13 protein-coding genes are annotated in these 15,571 nt (G+C 63.7%); 3 read left to right on the top strand and 10 right to left on the bottom strand.

Going from position 1 to position 15,571, the window contains the following annotated elements; genetic code table 11:
* Positions 1-191: 191 nt before the first annotated feature.
* Genes ASC78_RS09800 through ASC78_RS09770 form a run of 7 tightly spaced genes read right to left on the bottom strand, consistent with a single transcriptional unit; the run spans position 192 to position 6,949 of the window.
* Positions 192-422, bottom strand: a complete 231-nt coding sequence (locus ASC78_RS09800) for a hypothetical protein (protein ID WP_055800144.1) — start codon at positions 420-422, stop codon at positions 192-194.
* Complete coding sequence (locus ASC78_RS09795; RefSeq protein WP_055800028.1) at positions 409-777, bottom strand: hypothetical protein; 369 nt, start codon at positions 775-777, stop codon at positions 409-411. The genes ASC78_RS09800 and ASC78_RS09795 overlap by 14 nt, the downstream gene beginning before the upstream one ends.
* A gap of 17 nt (positions 778-794) precedes the next feature.
* Positions 795-1,694, bottom strand: a complete 900-nt coding sequence (locus tag ASC78_RS09790; RefSeq protein WP_055800023.1) for a DUF6999 family protein — start codon at positions 1,692-1,694, stop codon at positions 795-797.
* Positions 1,678-3,630, bottom strand: coding sequence for a beta-ketoacyl-ACP synthase III (locus ASC78_RS09785; RefSeq protein ID WP_055800021.1), 1,953 nt, complete (start codon positions 3,628-3,630; stop codon positions 1,678-1,680). Before ASC78_RS09785 ends, ASC78_RS09790 begins: the two co-directional genes overlap by 17 nt.
* A 3-nt stretch (positions 3,631-3,633) precedes the next feature.
* On the bottom strand, positions 3,634-4,593 hold the full coding sequence (locus ASC78_RS09780; protein ID WP_055800019.1) for a fatty acid desaturase: 960 nt from the start codon (positions 4,591-4,593) through the stop codon (positions 3,634-3,636).
* Positions 4,577-5,365, bottom strand: a complete 789-nt coding sequence (locus ASC78_RS09775) for a sterol desaturase family protein (protein ID WP_055800016.1) — start codon at positions 5,363-5,365, stop codon at positions 4,577-4,579. The genes ASC78_RS09780 and ASC78_RS09775 overlap by 17 nt, the downstream gene beginning before the upstream one ends.
* Before the next feature lie 9 nt (positions 5,366-5,374).
* Entirely contained in the window at positions 5,375-6,949 is a 1,575-nt protein-coding gene (locus ASC78_RS09770) for a phospholipase D family protein (RefSeq protein ID WP_055800013.1), read from the bottom strand.
* A 151-nt stretch (positions 6,950-7,100) separates the two neighbouring features.
* On the opposite strand from ASC78_RS09770, the gene ASC78_RS09765 reads away from it, so the two are divergent.
* Entirely contained in the window at positions 7,101-7,655 is a 555-nt protein-coding gene (locus tag ASC78_RS09765; protein ID WP_055800009.1) for a peroxiredoxin, read from the top strand.
* 20 nt (positions 7,656-7,675) lie between these two features.
* Here ASC78_RS09765 and ASC78_RS09760 read toward each other — a convergent pair whose 3' ends face one another.
* The 3 genes from ASC78_RS09760 to ASC78_RS09750 form a co-directional block, all read right to left on the bottom strand.
* Positions 7,676-9,103: an HlyD family type I secretion periplasmic adaptor subunit gene (locus ASC78_RS09760; protein ID WP_082517491.1), complete on the bottom strand. Its 1,428-nt coding sequence runs from the start codon at positions 9,101-9,103 to the stop codon at positions 7,676-7,678.
* On the bottom strand, positions 9,100-11,307 hold the full coding sequence (locus ASC78_RS09755; protein ID WP_055800003.1) for a peptidase domain-containing ABC transporter: 2,208 nt from the start codon (positions 11,305-11,307) through the stop codon (positions 9,100-9,102). Before ASC78_RS09755 ends, ASC78_RS09760 begins: the two co-directional genes overlap by 4 nt.
* A 212-nt stretch (positions 11,308-11,519) precedes the next feature.
* The gene (locus tag ASC78_RS09750; protein ID WP_162246096.1) at positions 11,520-13,103 is read right to left on the bottom strand and encodes a DUF4214 domain-containing protein; all 1,584 of its coding nucleotides are present in this window, start codon (positions 13,101-13,103) and stop codon (positions 11,520-11,522) included.
* Positions 13,104-13,280: 177 nt separating this feature from the next.
* Between ASC78_RS09750 and ASC78_RS09745 the strand changes: the two genes are divergently transcribed.
* Both ASC78_RS09745 and ASC78_RS09740 read left to right on the top strand, forming a co-directional pair.
* Complete coding sequence (locus ASC78_RS09745; RefSeq protein WP_055799996.1) at positions 13,281-14,714, top strand: aldehyde dehydrogenase family protein; 1,434 nt, start codon at positions 13,281-13,283, stop codon at positions 14,712-14,714.
* Positions 14,715-14,798: 84 nt separating this feature from the next.
* Positions 14,799-15,560, top strand: coding sequence for an SDR family oxidoreductase (locus ASC78_RS09740; protein ID WP_055799994.1), 762 nt, complete (start codon positions 14,799-14,801; stop codon positions 15,558-15,560).
* The last annotated feature ends 11 nt before the right edge of the window (positions 15,561-15,571 follow it).

The following is a 15,571-nucleotide window of genomic DNA, read 5'->3' as shown; positions in this document are numbered from 1 at the left end:
CTGGACGTCTTTGCCTGTGTACAAAATCATTTGTCGTCGACTACAAATTAAAACTTTTTAATTATGCAAACAGATGCATCATTTGTTTCTAACTGTATATCGATTCCAAGCGCTTTGGAAAGAAAAATCTGCAATGCACGCGCGGCCATGTCGCGAAAGCGACGCGCGCCTCAAACGGTAATGAATACGATTTATTCGAGCGATTCGTCCAGCGCCTTGCATGAAGGCGCGCACACCGTCTGAGACTTGCCGAGCACCTGGCGGGTACGCAATTGCGAGCGCACCCGGTGCTTTCCACACATGAAACAGGACATCGTGGCGCCGCTGAACGACGCCGAGGCGCGGAACGGCGAACCCGGTGTTTTCGACTTGTAACGCAGGCCGTCGGCCACTACGGCAGTCTTGACCTCAGCTTTGGCCATCGGCTTCATCCTTTTTGGGTTCGGTAATGCGCATTGCGCGTTCAATGGCTTTCCTGGCGCTGACTTCGGCGGCAAGCGCCGCATCGAGCGCCGAGCGGCACAGGCCAGCGTGCTGGTAGTTGAGATTTTCGTACACCTCGGCAGCAGCCGGGTACGCATCGAGCAGGCGGCCGAGATCGGCACCCGGTTCGACGTCGCTGAATTCGTGCACCAGGTGCTCGACCACCGAGCGGTATTGCTCGGCGCTGACGGGGACGGCGCTGTGCTCGAGCCGTTCCAGCAGTTGAGCCAGCACGTGGGTCACTGCCAGATCAGTCTTGGGAGACGAATGGTCGGTCGTGTTCATGGTTTGCATCTGGGGGCAGCATACGCCTATGCAAGTGGCTGCTCCGGCCGTGGGGCCGTCTCCTGGGCGGTACGCATGCGCTGAAGCAGGCTGTGGAGCATTTCTGTCGACAGCCCGTGGATCACCAGCCGGTGGCCGGCGCGCAGGGTCGACAGCGGTACCAGCGGATGCTTGTTGTTCACCAGGATCAGGTGCTCCGGGGCGCCCAGCAAGGTCGCCGCATAGATGCCGATCGTTTCATCCAGTTGCAGGGAATTGGCGGCGCGCCAGAAGTCGTTGTCCGTCAGCATCAGTTGGTACAGCGGCGTGAACAGTTCGATAGCGCTCTGCAGGTCCAGAAAGTTGAACCGGCCGCGCGGCATGTCCGAAAGCCTCAACCCAGGGTCCTTGATCATCGAAAAGTCGACATCCGGCGATTTGCCCAGCACCAGCCCCTGGTCGCGCAGCGCCTGGTTCAAGCGGATCACGAAGTTGAAGAGGTTCAGATCGTGCTTCAGGAACATCTCATCCTTGAGCGCATCGATGTCGACCGGCTCCAGCGGCGAGGTGCCCACCGGCGCGGGCGAATTGCGGCCAATGAAACCCAGTACCTGCGACCCGAGGTGAAAGTGCCGCAGGATCAGCCAATTGGCTTCCGGCGACACAAAGCGTTTCAGGCCCCAGGCCAGCAACCGGTGCAGCAGCTTCGAGTGCGACCAGTTGCGCGGCACGAACACCTTCACCACCTGGATCAGGACGATCGTCAGCCGCGCCACCGGCCGCAGAAACGGCAGCAGGTACTGGCGTGAACCCGAACTGGAATCGGCGAGCCATGCCGCCTTGACCTCGTCCGGCAGCGGCGTGCTCTGATCGAGATAGAGCGCGAGCCAGGGACTGGGATCGCGTTCGTCGTGCCCCTGCGTGAGGAAATCAGGCATTCGACTCATGTGGCATTCGCTCCGTGATGTGCTGAAACTGCATCAGGTACAGCGCCGCCGTATGGCGCGCGGTATCGATAATCTGGCGAGCCGCCCTGCTCCGTCCGGTCGCATCTTGGCCGTCTTTGCCCGCCTCCACCGCCATCACCATCTCGACCGCGGCGAGCCAGCGGTTCAGGTGGTTCTCGTCGTTGTGGCCGTGGTACTCGAGAAAGCGGAATGCATCGGGCGGCAGCTTCAGGCCGGCCTTGATGAGCGGCAGCAGCGCGGGCACGATGCGCTGGCCCGTCCCTTCGATGATGTAGATGGCACCCAGCAGGCCAATCGGGTCGCGCGTAGCCGCCAGCCCGTGCAGGTAGGCGTTGAGCGCCTCCCCGCCGGGGTTGCGGCGCAGGTCGTCGATCCGCGCCACGGCGCCCCCCGCTTTCCTGTAGTCGCTGAAGAGAATGTTGAAGTCGTCCTGCTCCTCGCCTGCATGCACGTCGATCAGTGCGGCGAGCGTCTTGTACGGACCGGTCAGCGAAGCAGCACCCTCGCGCATCCAGCGGCTGCCTTCACGCACCTGCGGAACCCACTGCTCCATCCAGTTCAGATAGTCGGGCAGTGCAAAGCGGCGCTCGCGAATCTGGCGGATCAGCGGCGTGCGCCAGACGTTGGAGCGGTAGTCGTGCCAGATGCCAGCCAGCTCGGTCAGCAGTGCGCCCAGGCCTTCAGGCGCGGCGGCCGGATCGTGCGGCGGTGCAATTGCAATCTCGTCGTCGGACGCTGCCTCGGCCGCCTTGTGAGATACGGCCACCGCTCGGGCAGGCGCATCTGCCGCCTCGACCTCCAGCAGCATGTAGGCGGCCATGAAGCGCCCCGATTCCGGTACATAGCAGAAGATCTGCTCCCCAGGCTTCAGCGCCTTGGTGTGCAGAAACTCCGACAGCATGATCAGGATCGACGCCGCACCGGTGTTGCCGCGCCAGGCCAGATTGCTCCACCACCGCTCGCGGGGAATCGCGAGGTCGGCCTTGGTCATCAGGTCTTCGACCACTGGAATGAATTTTTCCGACGAGTAGTGGCACAGGAAATGGTCGACCCGCTTCGGATCGACCCATCCGTCTCGCACCAGCGTCGCGTATTCATGGATGCCGATGTCGAACAGGTGTGGCAGCAAGCGAATGTCCTGCCGCAACGACAGGGCGCCGGCCGCTTCCGCCTCTGCCCAGGAGCCGAAATCGAGATGGCCGCGGGCGCGGTCCTCGGTCAGCCCCAACTGCATGCACACGGGGTAGTCGCCCGAGAACGCGCGCTGGTGCACCCATTTCAGCCTCAGGCGCAGCCCCGGGTTGCCGGCCATCGCGGGCATGCCGTCGGAAAGCAGCAGTGCGCCCGCGCCGTCGGAAAGCATCCAGCGAAGAAAGTGCGAATCGAAGTCGGTTTCGTAGCCGCGCGCCGCGAAGCGCGAGCGCTTGAAAAGGCGCGACGGCATTTCGCTGGCCACCGCAAGCGCGGTGCGGTGCGCGCCCAGTTCGATGCCCTGCGCGGCCGACTGGATGGCCGACACGCCCGCGGCGCAGATGCCGTGCACCGACAGCGTTTCCATTGGGGGCGCCGCCAGGTCGCCCTGGATCATGTTGGCAAAGCCCGGCATCAGCGTGTCGCCGCCCGAAGAACCGCTGGCCAGCAGCGACACGCGCGACAGCTCGGCCCCGCCGCGCTGAAGGCAATCGCGAATCGCACTTGCGGCCAGTTGTGCATTGGTGTGGCGCGTCACGCCCTCTTCGTCGATCGCATAGTGCCGCGTGAGAATGCCGTTCTCGGCCAGGATGCGCCGCTTGATGCGCTCCGACATGCGGTTGAGCGGCGCGATGTAGGCATCCATGCGCTCGTTGGGAATGGGCTCGCCGGGCATGAAATAGCCGGCGCTCTCGATGTAGACGCGTTGAAATGGAACAGGCATGGTTCAGTGGGTTGAAGACTCCGGCGGCACGGACGGCACGGGTGACATCAGCGAGCAGCTGCGAAAACGCGGCCACAGGGCTCCCAGCACAAACACGCGAACCATGTAGGGCACCAGCCCTTGCTCGTTGAGCGCGGGATCGACCCGCGCGCGGTAGCGCGTGCGGTGCAATTGCGTGAGCTCGGACCAATGGACATGCGGGTTCTCGTGATGTGCGGTGTGCAGGCCGATGTTGAACAGCAACGGGTTCACCAGACCCTCGAAATTGCGTGCGTAGTTCAGGCGTGTACTTGCGGTATCGCGCGGCGCCTCCGCATCGGCCGCGGGCCGGCGTCCGTCGGCGTGCGCATGCTGCAGATAGTTGGTCGCCAGCAGCCAATGCAACCCGTGCAACTGCGGCAAGATCACCAACAACAGGGCCTTGCGCCAGTCGAGCAGCAGCAGCGCGCTCCAGCTGCCGAGCCACAGCGCGTACTGCGCCATGCAGTAGCGCCACGGGCCCGGCCGGTGCCTGCGAAGCCGCCCCAGCCAGCCAAGGAACACCGGCAAGAGCACCCACACGGCCTGGAACGGATGCAGCAGGTAGCCGCGCAGGTGATTGGTGTCGCCGCCGAAACGGTAGGTGCGCGCTACATCGCGCGGCCCGTGCCGGTGGCGATGGTGATTGGCCACGTGCGCGGGCCAGAAAACGAAGGTCGGATGCCCTTGCAGCAGCGTGATCCAGAAGTCGGTGAGCCGGTTCATGCGCCGCCCCCGCCACATGCGCAGATGCACGTGGTTGTGGTGGATCACGCCCACGCCAAGCGTGAGGAACAGCATCGACCCATAAAGCAGCACGGAGAAGCCATGCGTCCATTGCCATGCCGCCAATGCCGGAAGCGCCGCCAGATACGCAAGGCTCTGCCAGTCGCGCCAATGGCGCAGCCGTGCCAGCCGGCGGGGCTCCTCAGGCCGGCGTGCCATGCTGTTGCCGGCGTTGCTGCTTCGAGCGAAATGCCTGGAACTGCGGCTCCGCCGCATCGGCGGCAATGCGCGTGCCGAACAGCCGGTCCATGAAAGTGAACTGGAATCCGTAGTTGCCGCCGTGGCAGGCATGGTGCAAATGGTGGCGGCGGCTGGCGGCAAACCAGTGGCTGTAAGAGACCCGGGGAAAGAAGTCGTAGTTCGAGTGCCCGACGCTGTTGAAAAACAGGCTGAACAGCGGCACCGAGGCGAGCGACCAGAAGCTGAAATCGTGCAGCAGCATGGGCAGCAGGATCACGTTGCCGAGCATTGCCGCTTCGATCGGATGAAAGCTGTACGTTGCCCAGGGTGTGGTCACGACCGAGCGGTGATGCGGCCCGTGAAAGCGCCGCAGCCAGCGCGTGTGCAGCAGGCGATGGTTCAGCCAGAAATGAACGTCGTTCCAGATCGCGAGAACCAGGACTTCAGCCACGATCTGGCGCCAGCCCGCGTCGGCGTCGAGCCGCGCCCACCCCAATTGAAGCAGGCCCCAGGGAAACACCATGCCCAGCCCGAATACGAGCACCGACACCCCCGACTGCGCCAATTCGCGGCGTACCTGCCCGGGCTGCAGCGGCCGCGGATCGAGCACGCGCCCGATGCCCAGCGCCGGCAGCACGCGATGGGTCAGCAGCCAATTGAGAGCGCCGAACCCTAGATAGATGCCGCCGAAAAACACCAACCCCCACAACATCACCTGGAGTGCCGACAACGAAGTAAAGGTTTGCGCCATCCCCCGAGGCTACAGCAGCATTTCGGGAACCAGGGGTGCAAGGATCAGGTTGTGGAGCCGTTGAAAAAAGCTCGATTCAGGCTCCGACGTCAGGATGACTTCTTTTTCGCCATCGTTCGTGAGCCATTGCAGCACGCCGGTGTCCTTGGCGAGGCGCAGGCGGTAGGAGTTCTGCAGCTTGCTGATGTTGATGACGCGCAGCATTTCGCGCGCCAGTTGCGGGCTGTCGACCACCACGCCCATCTCGGTGTTCTGGCTCGCCGAGCGCGGATCGAGGTTCATCGAGCCGATGAAGATGCGCCTCTTGTCGATGGCAGCGGTCTTGGAGTGCAGCCGCCCCAGCGACTTGCCGAACATGCCAAAGCGCTCGCCTGCGGTGGTGCGCTTCGGACTCAGTTCGTACACGTCGGCGCCGCCTCGAAGGAGGCGCTCGCGGTAACGCGCATAACCCGTGTGCACCAGCGGCTCGTCGTTGGCCGCCAGCGAATTGGTCAGCAGCGTGAGCTTCACCTTGCGCTTTGCCAAGTCTTCGAAAGCCGCCATGCCGCGCTCGCCCGGCACCAGATAGGGAGAGGTCAGGTCGACTTCGAACTTGGCGTCCATCAGCAGGGTCCAGACCTTCATCGTGACGCTGGTGGCAATGGCCTCGTCGGCCGTCATCGTGGTCGGCTTGGTGGGCGGATCGGCGATGGCCTGGGCCTCGCCCCACAAGAGCCCCATGCGGCCGCCGTCGAGCTCCTCGGCAACAGGCCCGTACCCCAGCACGTCGGAAGGCGGAAGCACGATCTTCGGCGGCGCGGCCGCCATGCCGATCCAGGAATCGAAATCTGCCGCGGTGGGCGTCCGGCCACCCTCGCCCCGGACGATGTCGGCCACCGGCCAGACCTGCTCGCTGTTCCAGTAGGCATCGAAGATCGACTCGAGCTGCGGCAGCACCTTGCCGACCACCAGCGCGTCCATGTCGATGAAGTTCTGCGCCTCGCTGAGCACGAAATACTCGTCGGCAATGTTGCGCCCGCCGACCACCGCCATCACCCCGTCCGCGATGAAGAGCTTGTTGTGCATGCGGTGGTTGAGCCGCCTGATTTCGTGCGGCGACGCTGCGAAGCGCGACAGGAACCCATTGCGACCGCAACAGAAGGGATTGAACAGCCGCACGTCCACGTTGGGCGTATTGGAGAGCGCCAGCAGGAGTTGCTGGCTCCGAGCGGTGTAGAGGTCGTCCACCAGCAGCCGAACCTGCACCCCGCGCGCCCCGGCCTCGCGCAGTGCGCGCATCAAAAGCCGGCCGGTGGCGTCGTTTTCGAACTGGTAGTACTGCACCACCAGTGAGCGCTGAGCGCGCTGCGCAAGCTGCACGCGAGCGTCCAGCGAATAAACGCCGAGTGGCATCAGCCGGAAGCCGGAGTGCTCGCCGGGCGGAGTCGACGCCGCCGCGATCTTGGCCAGCGTGGTGGTCGGATCGACTGCAGCCGCATTCACCGCCGCCCGCTCGCGCGCCGGTGGCAGCGAGCCGCAGGCCGCCAGCGCTGCGAGCATGGCGCCAGCAAGGCAGATTCGCAGAAGTTGAGTCCAGGCGTTCATGATGGATCAATCTCGCACACCAGTTTGTTTTTCCGGCTCCCTGCCATGGATACGCCCGCCGGCGCATGCCGGATTCGCTTTCAGCCAGGCTGCAGTCCAAAAAATTGCTCTCCGTCCTAGAATTCGTTCCACCCCTGTCCGGAGTTACACCATGGCAAGACCGATCCTCTCACGCATCGCACCGATGCTGGTCGCAGCCGGGCTGGCACTCCCCGCCTCGGCCGCACTGGACATCGGCGATCCGGTACCCAAGTTCACCGCCAATGCGGCGCTCGCCGGCAAGACCTTCCGCTATTCACTCGCCGACGCGCTGGCCAAGGGCCCGGTGGTGTTGTACTTCTTTCCAGCAGCCGACTCCAGCGACTGCTCGATAGAAGCCCATGCCTTTGCCGAAGCCATCGACCAGTTCGCGGCACTGGGCGCCACCGTCATCGGCGTATCGGCCGACGACATCGACACCCTCGCGAAGTTTTCGGTCAAGTCCTGTCAAAGCCGGTTTCCCGTGGCCTCGGACGAATCGAAGGCGGTGATCAACGGTTTCGACGCCCTGATGCAGACCCGGCCGGACTTCGCCAACCGTCTCTCGTACGTGATCTCGCCAGACGGCAAGGTGGCGTACTACTACCAGAACCTGAATCCGGACAAGCACGTGGAACGCATGCTGAATGCGGTGCGGGCGCTGCCGAAAGCTGCTGCGTCAAGGTAATGCATCGCCGCGCTGCGACTTCACCGAACACTGACGCCCTCGGTCCAACCCTTCTCCAGCGGATTCAGGAGCAGTTGGATCAGCTTGCGCCGGTCAGTCTGGATGTCGGCCTGGAGGCTCATGCCCGATTGCAAGGTTTGCGGTCGGCCCTTGACGAGGATGCTCGTATCGCTTGACGTCAGGGCAATCTGGACCCGGTAGGTCAGGCCGCCCGCCCGCTGGTCTGGCGCGTCGCCGCCCAGGATCTGGCTCGACGGACCTGACCGCCCGGATCCGCTCTGCCGGTCGAGCGCCTGCGGATTCTGGAATTCCGCATCGGCGCTGATCCACTTGACAGTGCCGGCGACCATGCCGTACTGGGTGAACGGAAAACTGTCCAGCTTAAGCTCGACGGCTTGGCCGACTCTGACATAGCCGATGTCGTTGTTGCTCAGGGAAATCTCGGCGATCAACGGCGTGTTCTCGGGGACGATCGTCAGCAAGGGCTGATTGGCCGAAACCGCGCTACCCAACGTGGTAATGGCGATACTTTGAACTATCCCTGACACAGGTGCGCGCAAAGTCTTCAAGGAGTTCAGCTGCTGCGCCTTTGCGAACTCGGCCTGCAGGGCCATGCCCTCCTTGCTGGCCTGCTCGGCCTCGGCCAGTATCTGGACCTTACGCTCCTGCTCCACCGCCGCCTGGCGATGGCGCGCCTCCTGCAAGCCGGCGCGCAGCTGCGCGAGCGTCTGGACTTGGGCCGCCAGGTCATGCTCGAGCGTGACCACCTCCTGCTGCTGCTTCAGCCGCTCGGCTTCACTGAAAAAGCCTTCCTTCACCAAAGCAAGGCTCTGTTGGTACCGCTTGCTAGCCAGTTCGAAGTTGATCCGAAGCTTGGTGTGCGTCGCCTCCGCCGAGGTAATGGCCTTCGTCTTTTCCTCGACGGCGGCCCTCGCTTCTGCCAGCTTGGCTTCATAGGCGGCCTCGCGTGCCTGGATGGTGGCCAATTGGCCGGCTGTCAAATTTGCCGGCGGCGTCTTGGATTGCGTTTCTCCTGCAAATCCCTGAGGCAGGTGCTGACTTTTCAACTCCATGCTCAAGCGCGCCATTTGCTGCTGGTTCTGCTGCAGGCGCTGCTGACTGCTGGAGAGGTCAGCCTGGGACAACGTAGGATCGAGCTCGATCAGCAGATCCCCCTCTTTCACTCTCTGCCCCTCCCTCACATGCACAGCGCGGACGAGCGCCGGCTCGATGGTCTGCAGCACCTTTACACGTCCGTCTGGGATAAGGCGACCCGGCGCGGTGGCTACGATCTCTATCTCGCCAATGCAGGCCCAGGCGATCGCGCTTAGCAGCAGCGCCGCGATGGCCCACAGTAGGCCCGAGGCCCAAGGCGCGACCGGGGTTTCGACGATCGCCAGTGCCGGAGAATGAAAGGTCCGCTCCTTTGCGGAGAGCAGCATTGTCATGCCGCGGCTTCCCTGTGCTCCGTGGCGCGCCCCTGCAACGGATGGAGGTTGGGTGTCCGGTGCGCCCCGTCCTGCTGCTGCATTGCCCACATCCTTGCAAAAGTACCGCCCTGCTCCAGCAATTCGTGCATGGCGCCTTGCTCCACAATGCCGCCACCGTCAAGCACGATGATTCGACCGCAATTGCGCAAGGTCGACAAGCGGTGGGCGATCATGATCACGGTACGCCCGCGACAGATCTGCGCCATGTTGGCGTGGATGGCCATTTCGCTCTCCACGTCCAGCGCGCTGGTCGCCTCGTCGAGCAGCAAGATGCGCGGATCACCGATCAACGCCCGCGCGATTGCGATGCGCTGCCGCTGGCCTCCGGATAGCAGCGCCCCGCGCTCTCCTACAGGCGTGCCATAGCCTTGCGGAAGGCCCGCGATGAAGTCGTGGGCGCCGGCTTGGCGGGCCGCGTTGACGATACGCTCCAGAGGCATGCCCGGCTGCGCGACAGCAATGTTCTCTGCCACTGTGCCGCTGAATAGGAAGCTGTCCTGCAGCACCACGCCGATCTGGCGGCGCAGGCTTTGCGCGTCGCCCTGTGCAATGTCTTGTCCGTCTATCAACACCCGACCAGACTCCACGCCATACAGTCGCTGGATCAGTCGCGTGAGCGTCGATTTGCCGCATCCCGACCGACCCACGATACCCACCACCTCCCCCGGTTCGATGGCCAGGCTCAGGTCGCGCAGGACCAAAGGAGCTTCCGGCTGGTAGCGGAAATGAAGCGACTGCAGCTCGATTCGCCCGCGAAGCATGGGCATGGCTTGGATTTCGATGCCTACGGACTCGGGCCGCGCATTCATCAGGTCGCCCAGCCGATCGACGGAGAGCTTGACCTGTTGGAAGTTTTGCCAGAGGCCGACCAAACGGGCGACCGGCTGAAGCACTTGGCCGGAAAGCATCTGAAACGCAATCAGGCCGCCGACCGATAGTTCATTCTCCATCACCAGCGTCGTGCCCACCCACAGGATGGCGAGCGTCATGGCGCGCTGCACGGCCTGCGAGATGCTCTGGGCCGCGTTGGCGATCTTCTGCACATCGAAGCCAGCAGTGACTTGCCGGGCCGCCAGCAGGTCCCATTTTCGCTGCCAGATGGCGCCAAGCGCGAGGCTCTTGACGGTATGCACGCCCTGGATGCTCTCGACCAAAAAGTTGCCCGCCTCGGCTCCACGGTCAAACTTGGCTTTCAGGGCCCTCTCGAAAAGTGGCTGCGCTGCCAGGCTGATCAATGCGAGCAGAGGCAGGCCGACCAGTGCGACGATAGTTAGCTTGATGCTGTAGAGCAGCATCACCGCAATAAAGATGCCGATGAACAAGCCGTCCAGCAGCGTGGTGAGTGCGCTCCCGGTGAAGAAGCCGCGAATATTTTCCAGTTCACGTGTGCGTGCCAGCGTGTCGCCCGCCTGGCGCTGCTCGAAGTAACGCAGTGGCAGACTGAGGAGGTGTCTGAAAAGGTCGCTAGATAACCCGGCGTCTAGTCGCGCTGAGGTGTGCGCCAGCATATAGCCGCGCAGCAGGCTGGTCACCGCCTCGAACACGATGAGCCCGGCCATCCCGACACCGAGCACGTGCAGCGTCGAGAGGCTCTTGTGCATCAGCACCTTGTCGATAATGACTTGGCTGAACAGGGGCGTCGTCAGGGCGACGAGCTGAAGCAGGAAGGCGCCGAGCAACACTTGACCGAGGGGCTTTCGGTAGCGCCACAGCAGCGGAACGAACCAAGCGAGACCAAAGCGAGGCGGAGCTCCGCCCGGCTGAGATCCCAGGCGCAGCGGCTGATGAAACACAAGCGCGGTGAGCATGTCGTGCTCGCCGTACTCGCCAGCGAGTTCCTCCAAGCCGACCCAGCGGAACCTCGCGTTTCCGGGCTCCCACAGCAGGAACTCCTCGGCGGCACCGGACGACGGCTGCGACCTCACGTCGACAATACCCGGTCGCTCGATGGCAATCGGTTTGGCAGGGGGTTTCAAGCGCCGGGCAACAAGGGTAGCGATTTTCTCGTCATGTCCAAGAAGCAGGCTTGGAACCGGAACGCCCGCGTCCCCGCGGGCTCGTTTCAGTCCGGCCCATCGCCCGGCGCGGCGCTGGACTTCGACCGGCCTGGCCCTGAGGCCGAGTGCCTGGGCGGCCAGCCGAATATCCTGCAACGTGACCATCGTCGCCGGCTGCCATCCCAGTGACTGTCCGATGGCTCGCGGCGTAAGCCCAAGCGAAAAATGCGCCGCGATGGGTTCCAGCGCAGAGAGAGCCAGGCGCGCGGGAGCGGAGGCAGCAGGATCGTTCACTCTGGATTTCGGTGCTTCGAGGGTTGCACACGAAAAGGTTGCTGCTTGCGCAGCCGCTCTCCGCGTGGCGATCACCCGGTATGCTATGTCGTCGAGGTCAGGAAAATGCTGGATTGCGCGACCTGGGCCATCGTGACATTGTGGAAGGTGATGCTCTGGCTCGCATCGGAGAACACGACGTTCTGTCCATTCTGAGTCATGTGCGACAGTGCGTCGGACGCGCTGTTGTAGCCATAGCCGTCGAACCAGAGCCGGTCGATGTTTTCCAAACCGTAGACATCATTGCTGCCGCCACCATCCGCGAAGCTGAACGAAAAGTCGTCGGCGCCGCGGCCGCCGATCAGCACGTCGTTGCCGGGCCCACCTTCAATCCAGTCATTCCAGCTGCCGAAGCTGTGCGACATGTAGTTCTTGAACCCGTCCAAGCTCGTAGAGCGAAACTCGGCGGAGTCCGAGAAACCTACTACGACATCGGCCCGGCTCATGCCGTTATTCAGTGCATTCACCCAGCTCGACAGGCCGCCAGAGTCTGGTGCGCGCCCAAGGACGTTCGTATACATGAGTGTGGCGAACTGCGTATTGTTCAGCGACCCATAGGTCGACTGGAATTCCGTCGAACCTACGAAGCCCGCAACCACCGTCTTCAGCGACTGGGCGCCAGTATCCAGCACGTTCATCCAGTTCAGGAAGCCCTCGGCATCGGGATCGCGACCCAGCGTCGCCTGATAGATCCGGTAGATCTGCCCTTGGTGTTCGTTGCTTACCTTCGAGGTCGCGAAAGCGTCCACGTCAATCGAAGTGTTGTTCTTGAATTCGGTCGAATCGGAAAATCCAACGACCACACTTGCCCGAGAGGTGCCGGCATTGAGGGCTCCCACCCATGCGGACAAGCCGCCTGCATCGGGTGTACGCCCCAGGACATTCTGGTAGAGGAGCGTGACGAACTGAGTGTTGTTGAGCGCGCCATAGACGGCCTGGAACTCCGGCGAGGCCAGGAACTGCGAGGCCGCGCTCACCACGGACGTGCCATGGCCGAGCGCATTCGCCCAGCTCTCGAATCCCACCACGTCAGGCTCACGGCCGAGTGTCGCGCGATATAGGCGGTACGTGGAACCCCAGGCACCTTCACGGAGACCGGACATCCCGTCGCCACCATCGATCGTGTCGTTTCCGTCGGAGCCGAAAAGCACGTCGCCAGCCCATCCCCCGGTTAGCGTGTCGTTGCCCTTGCCGCCCACGAAACCAATCATCGAGGTCGTGCCTTTGGCGTCGAGCGTGTCGTTGTAGTCAGAACCTACAACCGAGTAGATCTTCGACAGAGTGTCGGTCCCACCCCAGCCGTCGGTGACCAAGCCTACCCCGTCGACCCGCATGCTCAGGCTAATGGGGCCGGGGTCGAAGTCATAGCGCGCCCATACGCTCCAGCTCCCGTTGCCATAGATGGAGTCGGAGCCTGCACCGCCCCATATCAGGTCCGCGCCGGCATCGCTGTAGAGGCTGTCGTTGCCGCCATCGCCAAACAGGAAGTCATTGCCGTCGCCGCCGCGGATGATGTCGCTGCCGTCAGAGCCTGAGATCGTGTCGTTGCCCTCTATGCCGTCAATGCTGTCGCTTGCCGTGGTCCCGGCTAGAAAGTCGTTGCCCACCGTCCCGTTCACAATCGCCATCGTCCATTCCTCCAAGAGTTGGTCTTTTTTCCTTCGAGCGCCCCGCTCGAATGAGCGCACAAAGTGTAACGTTTCACACATCACCAAATAACGTGCGAAGGCAGCTATAGATGGCAATTTTTCTCACATCTAAGAGTTAAATCACAAGCTCGCTTGTCCCGCACCACCGTTAGAACCATGCAACTCAACTTCATTGCCAACGCCGACGTTCCGTCATCTTCCGGCCGCACCCTGCAGGTGCTCGACCCGTCCGACGGCCAGCCTTTCGACGAGATCCAGCGCAGCAATGCGGCCGACATCGATTCGGCGGTGCGTGCGGCGCGCGATTGTTTCGATGGCGTCTGGCACAAGGTAAGCGCGGCCGACCGTGGCCGCCTGCTCTTCAAGCTTTCGCAGAAGATCGCCGAGCACGTCGACGAACTCGCGCTGATCGAACAGCGCGATTGCGGCAAGCCCGTGAAGCAGGCGCGCGCCGATGCGGTGGCGCTGGTGCGCTATTTCGAGTTCTATGCCGGCGCCTGCGACAAGCTGCACGGCGAGACCATTCCCTACCAGGACGGCTACAGCGTGTTCACCTGGCGCGAGCCGCACGGCGTCACTGGACACATCATTCCCTGGAACTACCCGATGCAGATCTTCGGGCGCAGCGTGGGCGGTGCGTTGGCGGCGGGCAACGTGTGCGTTGTGAAGCCGGCCGAGGACGCCTGCCTGTCCCTGATCCGCGTGGCGCAGCTAGCGGCTGAAGTCGGCTTTCCGGCCGGCGCGCTCAACATCGTGACAGGATACGGCCATGAAGTGGGCGACGCGCTCGCCCGGCATGAAGGCATCGACCACATCAGCTTCACCGGCAGCCCGAAGATCGGCACGTTGATCCAGCAGGTGGCGGCCGAGCGGCATTGCCCGGTTACGCTCGAGCTGGGCGGCAAGAGCCCGCAAATCATCTTTGCCGACGCCGACCTGGACGCGGCCATTCCGGTGATCATCAACGCCATCGTGCAGAACGCCGGCCAGACCTGCTCGGCCGGCTCACGCGTGCTGATCCAGCGCGGCATCTACGAGCCGCTGCTCGAGCGCCTGGGCCAGGCCTTCGCGGCCCTGCGCGTCGGGCCGGCAGCCATGGACCTCGACGTCGGCCCGCTGATCCGCCAGACCCAGCAGCAACGCGTGTGGGATTTCCTGAGCGATGCCCAGGTCGCCGGCATTCCCATGGTGGCCCACGGCGTCGTGGTCGACGAAGCGCCCGAAACCGGCTTCTACCAGGCGCCCACCCTGCTGCGCGACGTGCCCGTCAACCATCGTCTTGCGCAAGAAGAAGTGTTCGGCCCGGTGCTGGCCGCGATGCAGTTCGCCGACGAAGACGAAGCGGTGGCGCTGGCCAATGCCACCCAGTTCGGCCTTGTCGCGGGCGTGTGGACGGCCGATGGCGGGCGCCAGTTCCGCATGGCCAAGCGACTGCGCAGCGGGCAGGTGTTCATCAACAACTACGGCGCCGGTGGCGGCGTGGAACTGCCGTTCGGCGGCGTCAAGTCGTCCGGCTATGGCCGCGAAAAGGGTTTTGAGGCGCTGTACGGCTTCACCACCCTCAAGACCGTCGCCATCAAGCACGGCTGAAGCCGAATCGGCAGCCGCTTCGCGGGGCGCTCGGCGCCGTGGCCCGATACACTGCCCCGCTGTACCTTTCCAGGAGACAAGACCGTGCGCGTCAAGGACAAATCCATCATCGTGACCGGTGCCGGCGGCGGCATCGGCGAAGGCATCGCCAAGCGGCTTGCGGCCGAGGGCGCCCAGGTGCTCGTGAACGACATCAACCCGGCGGCGGGCCAGCAGGTGGTGGAAGGGATCCTGCGTGACGGCGGCAAGGCCTCTTTCTTTGCGGCCGACGTCACCAAGTCGGCCGAGGTCAAGGCGCTGGTCGAGGCCGCGGTGGAGCGCCACGGCAAGCTCGACGTCATGGTCAACAACGCCGGCTGGACGCACCGCAACCGCCCCGCCCTTGAAGTGGGCGAAGACGAGTTCGACAAGTGCTATGCCGTCAACGTGAAGAGCATCTATCTGGCCACCGTGCACGCGGTGCCGGCGTTCCGCGCCAATGGCGGGGGCTCGTTCATCAACATCGCGTCGACGGCCGGCGTGCGCCCGCGCCCGGGCCTCACCTGGTACAACGGCTCCAAGGGCGCGGTCATCACGACCAGCAAGTCGCTGGCGGCCGAACTCGGCCCCGACAACATCCGGGTCAACTGCATCAACCCGGTGTTCAACCCGGACACCGGCCTGGCCGCCGAATTCGCGGGCGGCCCGCTGACCGAAGAGCGCAAGGCCAAGTTCCGCGCCACCATTCCGCTCGGCCGCTTCTCCACCGCCCTGGACGTGGCCAATGCCGCGCTGTACCTGGCCAGCGACGAAGCCGCCTTCATCAGCGGCGTGTGCATCGAGGTCGACGGCGCGCGCTGCGTCTAGTCCAGGCAAGG

It is taken from the genome of Variovorax sp. Root318D1 (assembly GCF_001424835.1).
Lineage (GTDB): Bacteria > Pseudomonadota > Gammaproteobacteria > Burkholderiales > Burkholderiaceae_C > Variovorax.
Note: the sequence above shows the minus strand (reverse complement) of the source record. Positions and strands in the feature narration are given on the sequence as shown.

What these genes read in the sequence shown, in the direction of transcription:
- ASC78_RS09800 (WP_055800144.1), bottom strand. Translation starts at nt 422, where the DNA reads ATGGCCAAAGCTGAGGTCAAGACTGCCGTAGTGGCCGACGGCCTGCGT.
- ASC78_RS09795 (WP_055800028.1), bottom strand. Translation starts at nt 777, where the DNA reads ATGCAAACCATGAACACGACCGACCATTCGTCTCCCAAGACTGATCTG.
- ASC78_RS09790 (WP_055800023.1), bottom strand. Translation starts at nt 1,694, where the DNA reads ATGAGTCGAATGCCTGATTTCCTCACGCAGGGGCACGACGAACGCGAT.
- ASC78_RS09785 (WP_055800021.1), bottom strand. Translation starts at nt 3,630, where the DNA reads ATGCCTGTTCCATTTCAACGCGTCTACATCGAGAGCGCCGGCTATTTC.
- ASC78_RS09780 (WP_055800019.1), bottom strand. Translation starts at nt 4,593, where the DNA reads ATGGCACGCCGGCCTGAGGAGCCCCGCCGGCTGGCACGGCTGCGCCAT.
- ASC78_RS09775 (WP_055800016.1), bottom strand. Translation starts at nt 5,365, where the DNA reads ATGGCGCAAACCTTTACTTCGTTGTCGGCACTCCAGGTGATGTTGTGG.
- ASC78_RS09770 (WP_055800013.1), bottom strand. Translation starts at nt 6,949, where the DNA reads ATGAACGCCTGGACTCAACTTCTGCGAATCTGCCTTGCTGGCGCCATG.
- ASC78_RS09765 (WP_055800009.1), top strand. Translation starts at nt 7,101, where the DNA reads ATGGCAAGACCGATCCTCTCACGCATCGCACCGATGCTGGTCGCAGCC.
- ASC78_RS09760 (WP_082517491.1), bottom strand. Translation starts at nt 9,103, where the DNA reads ATGACAATGCTGCTCTCCGCAAAGGAGCGGACCTTTCATTCTCCGGCA.
- ASC78_RS09755 (WP_055800003.1), bottom strand. Translation starts at nt 11,307, where the DNA reads ATGGTCACGTTGCAGGATATTCGGCTGGCCGCCCAGGCACTCGGCCTC.
- ASC78_RS09750 (WP_162246096.1), bottom strand. Translation starts at nt 13,103, where the DNA reads ATGGCGATTGTGAACGGGACGGTGGGCAACGACTTTCTAGCCGGGACC.
- ASC78_RS09745 (WP_055799996.1), top strand. Translation starts at nt 13,281, where the DNA reads ATGCAACTCAACTTCATTGCCAACGCCGACGTTCCGTCATCTTCCGGC.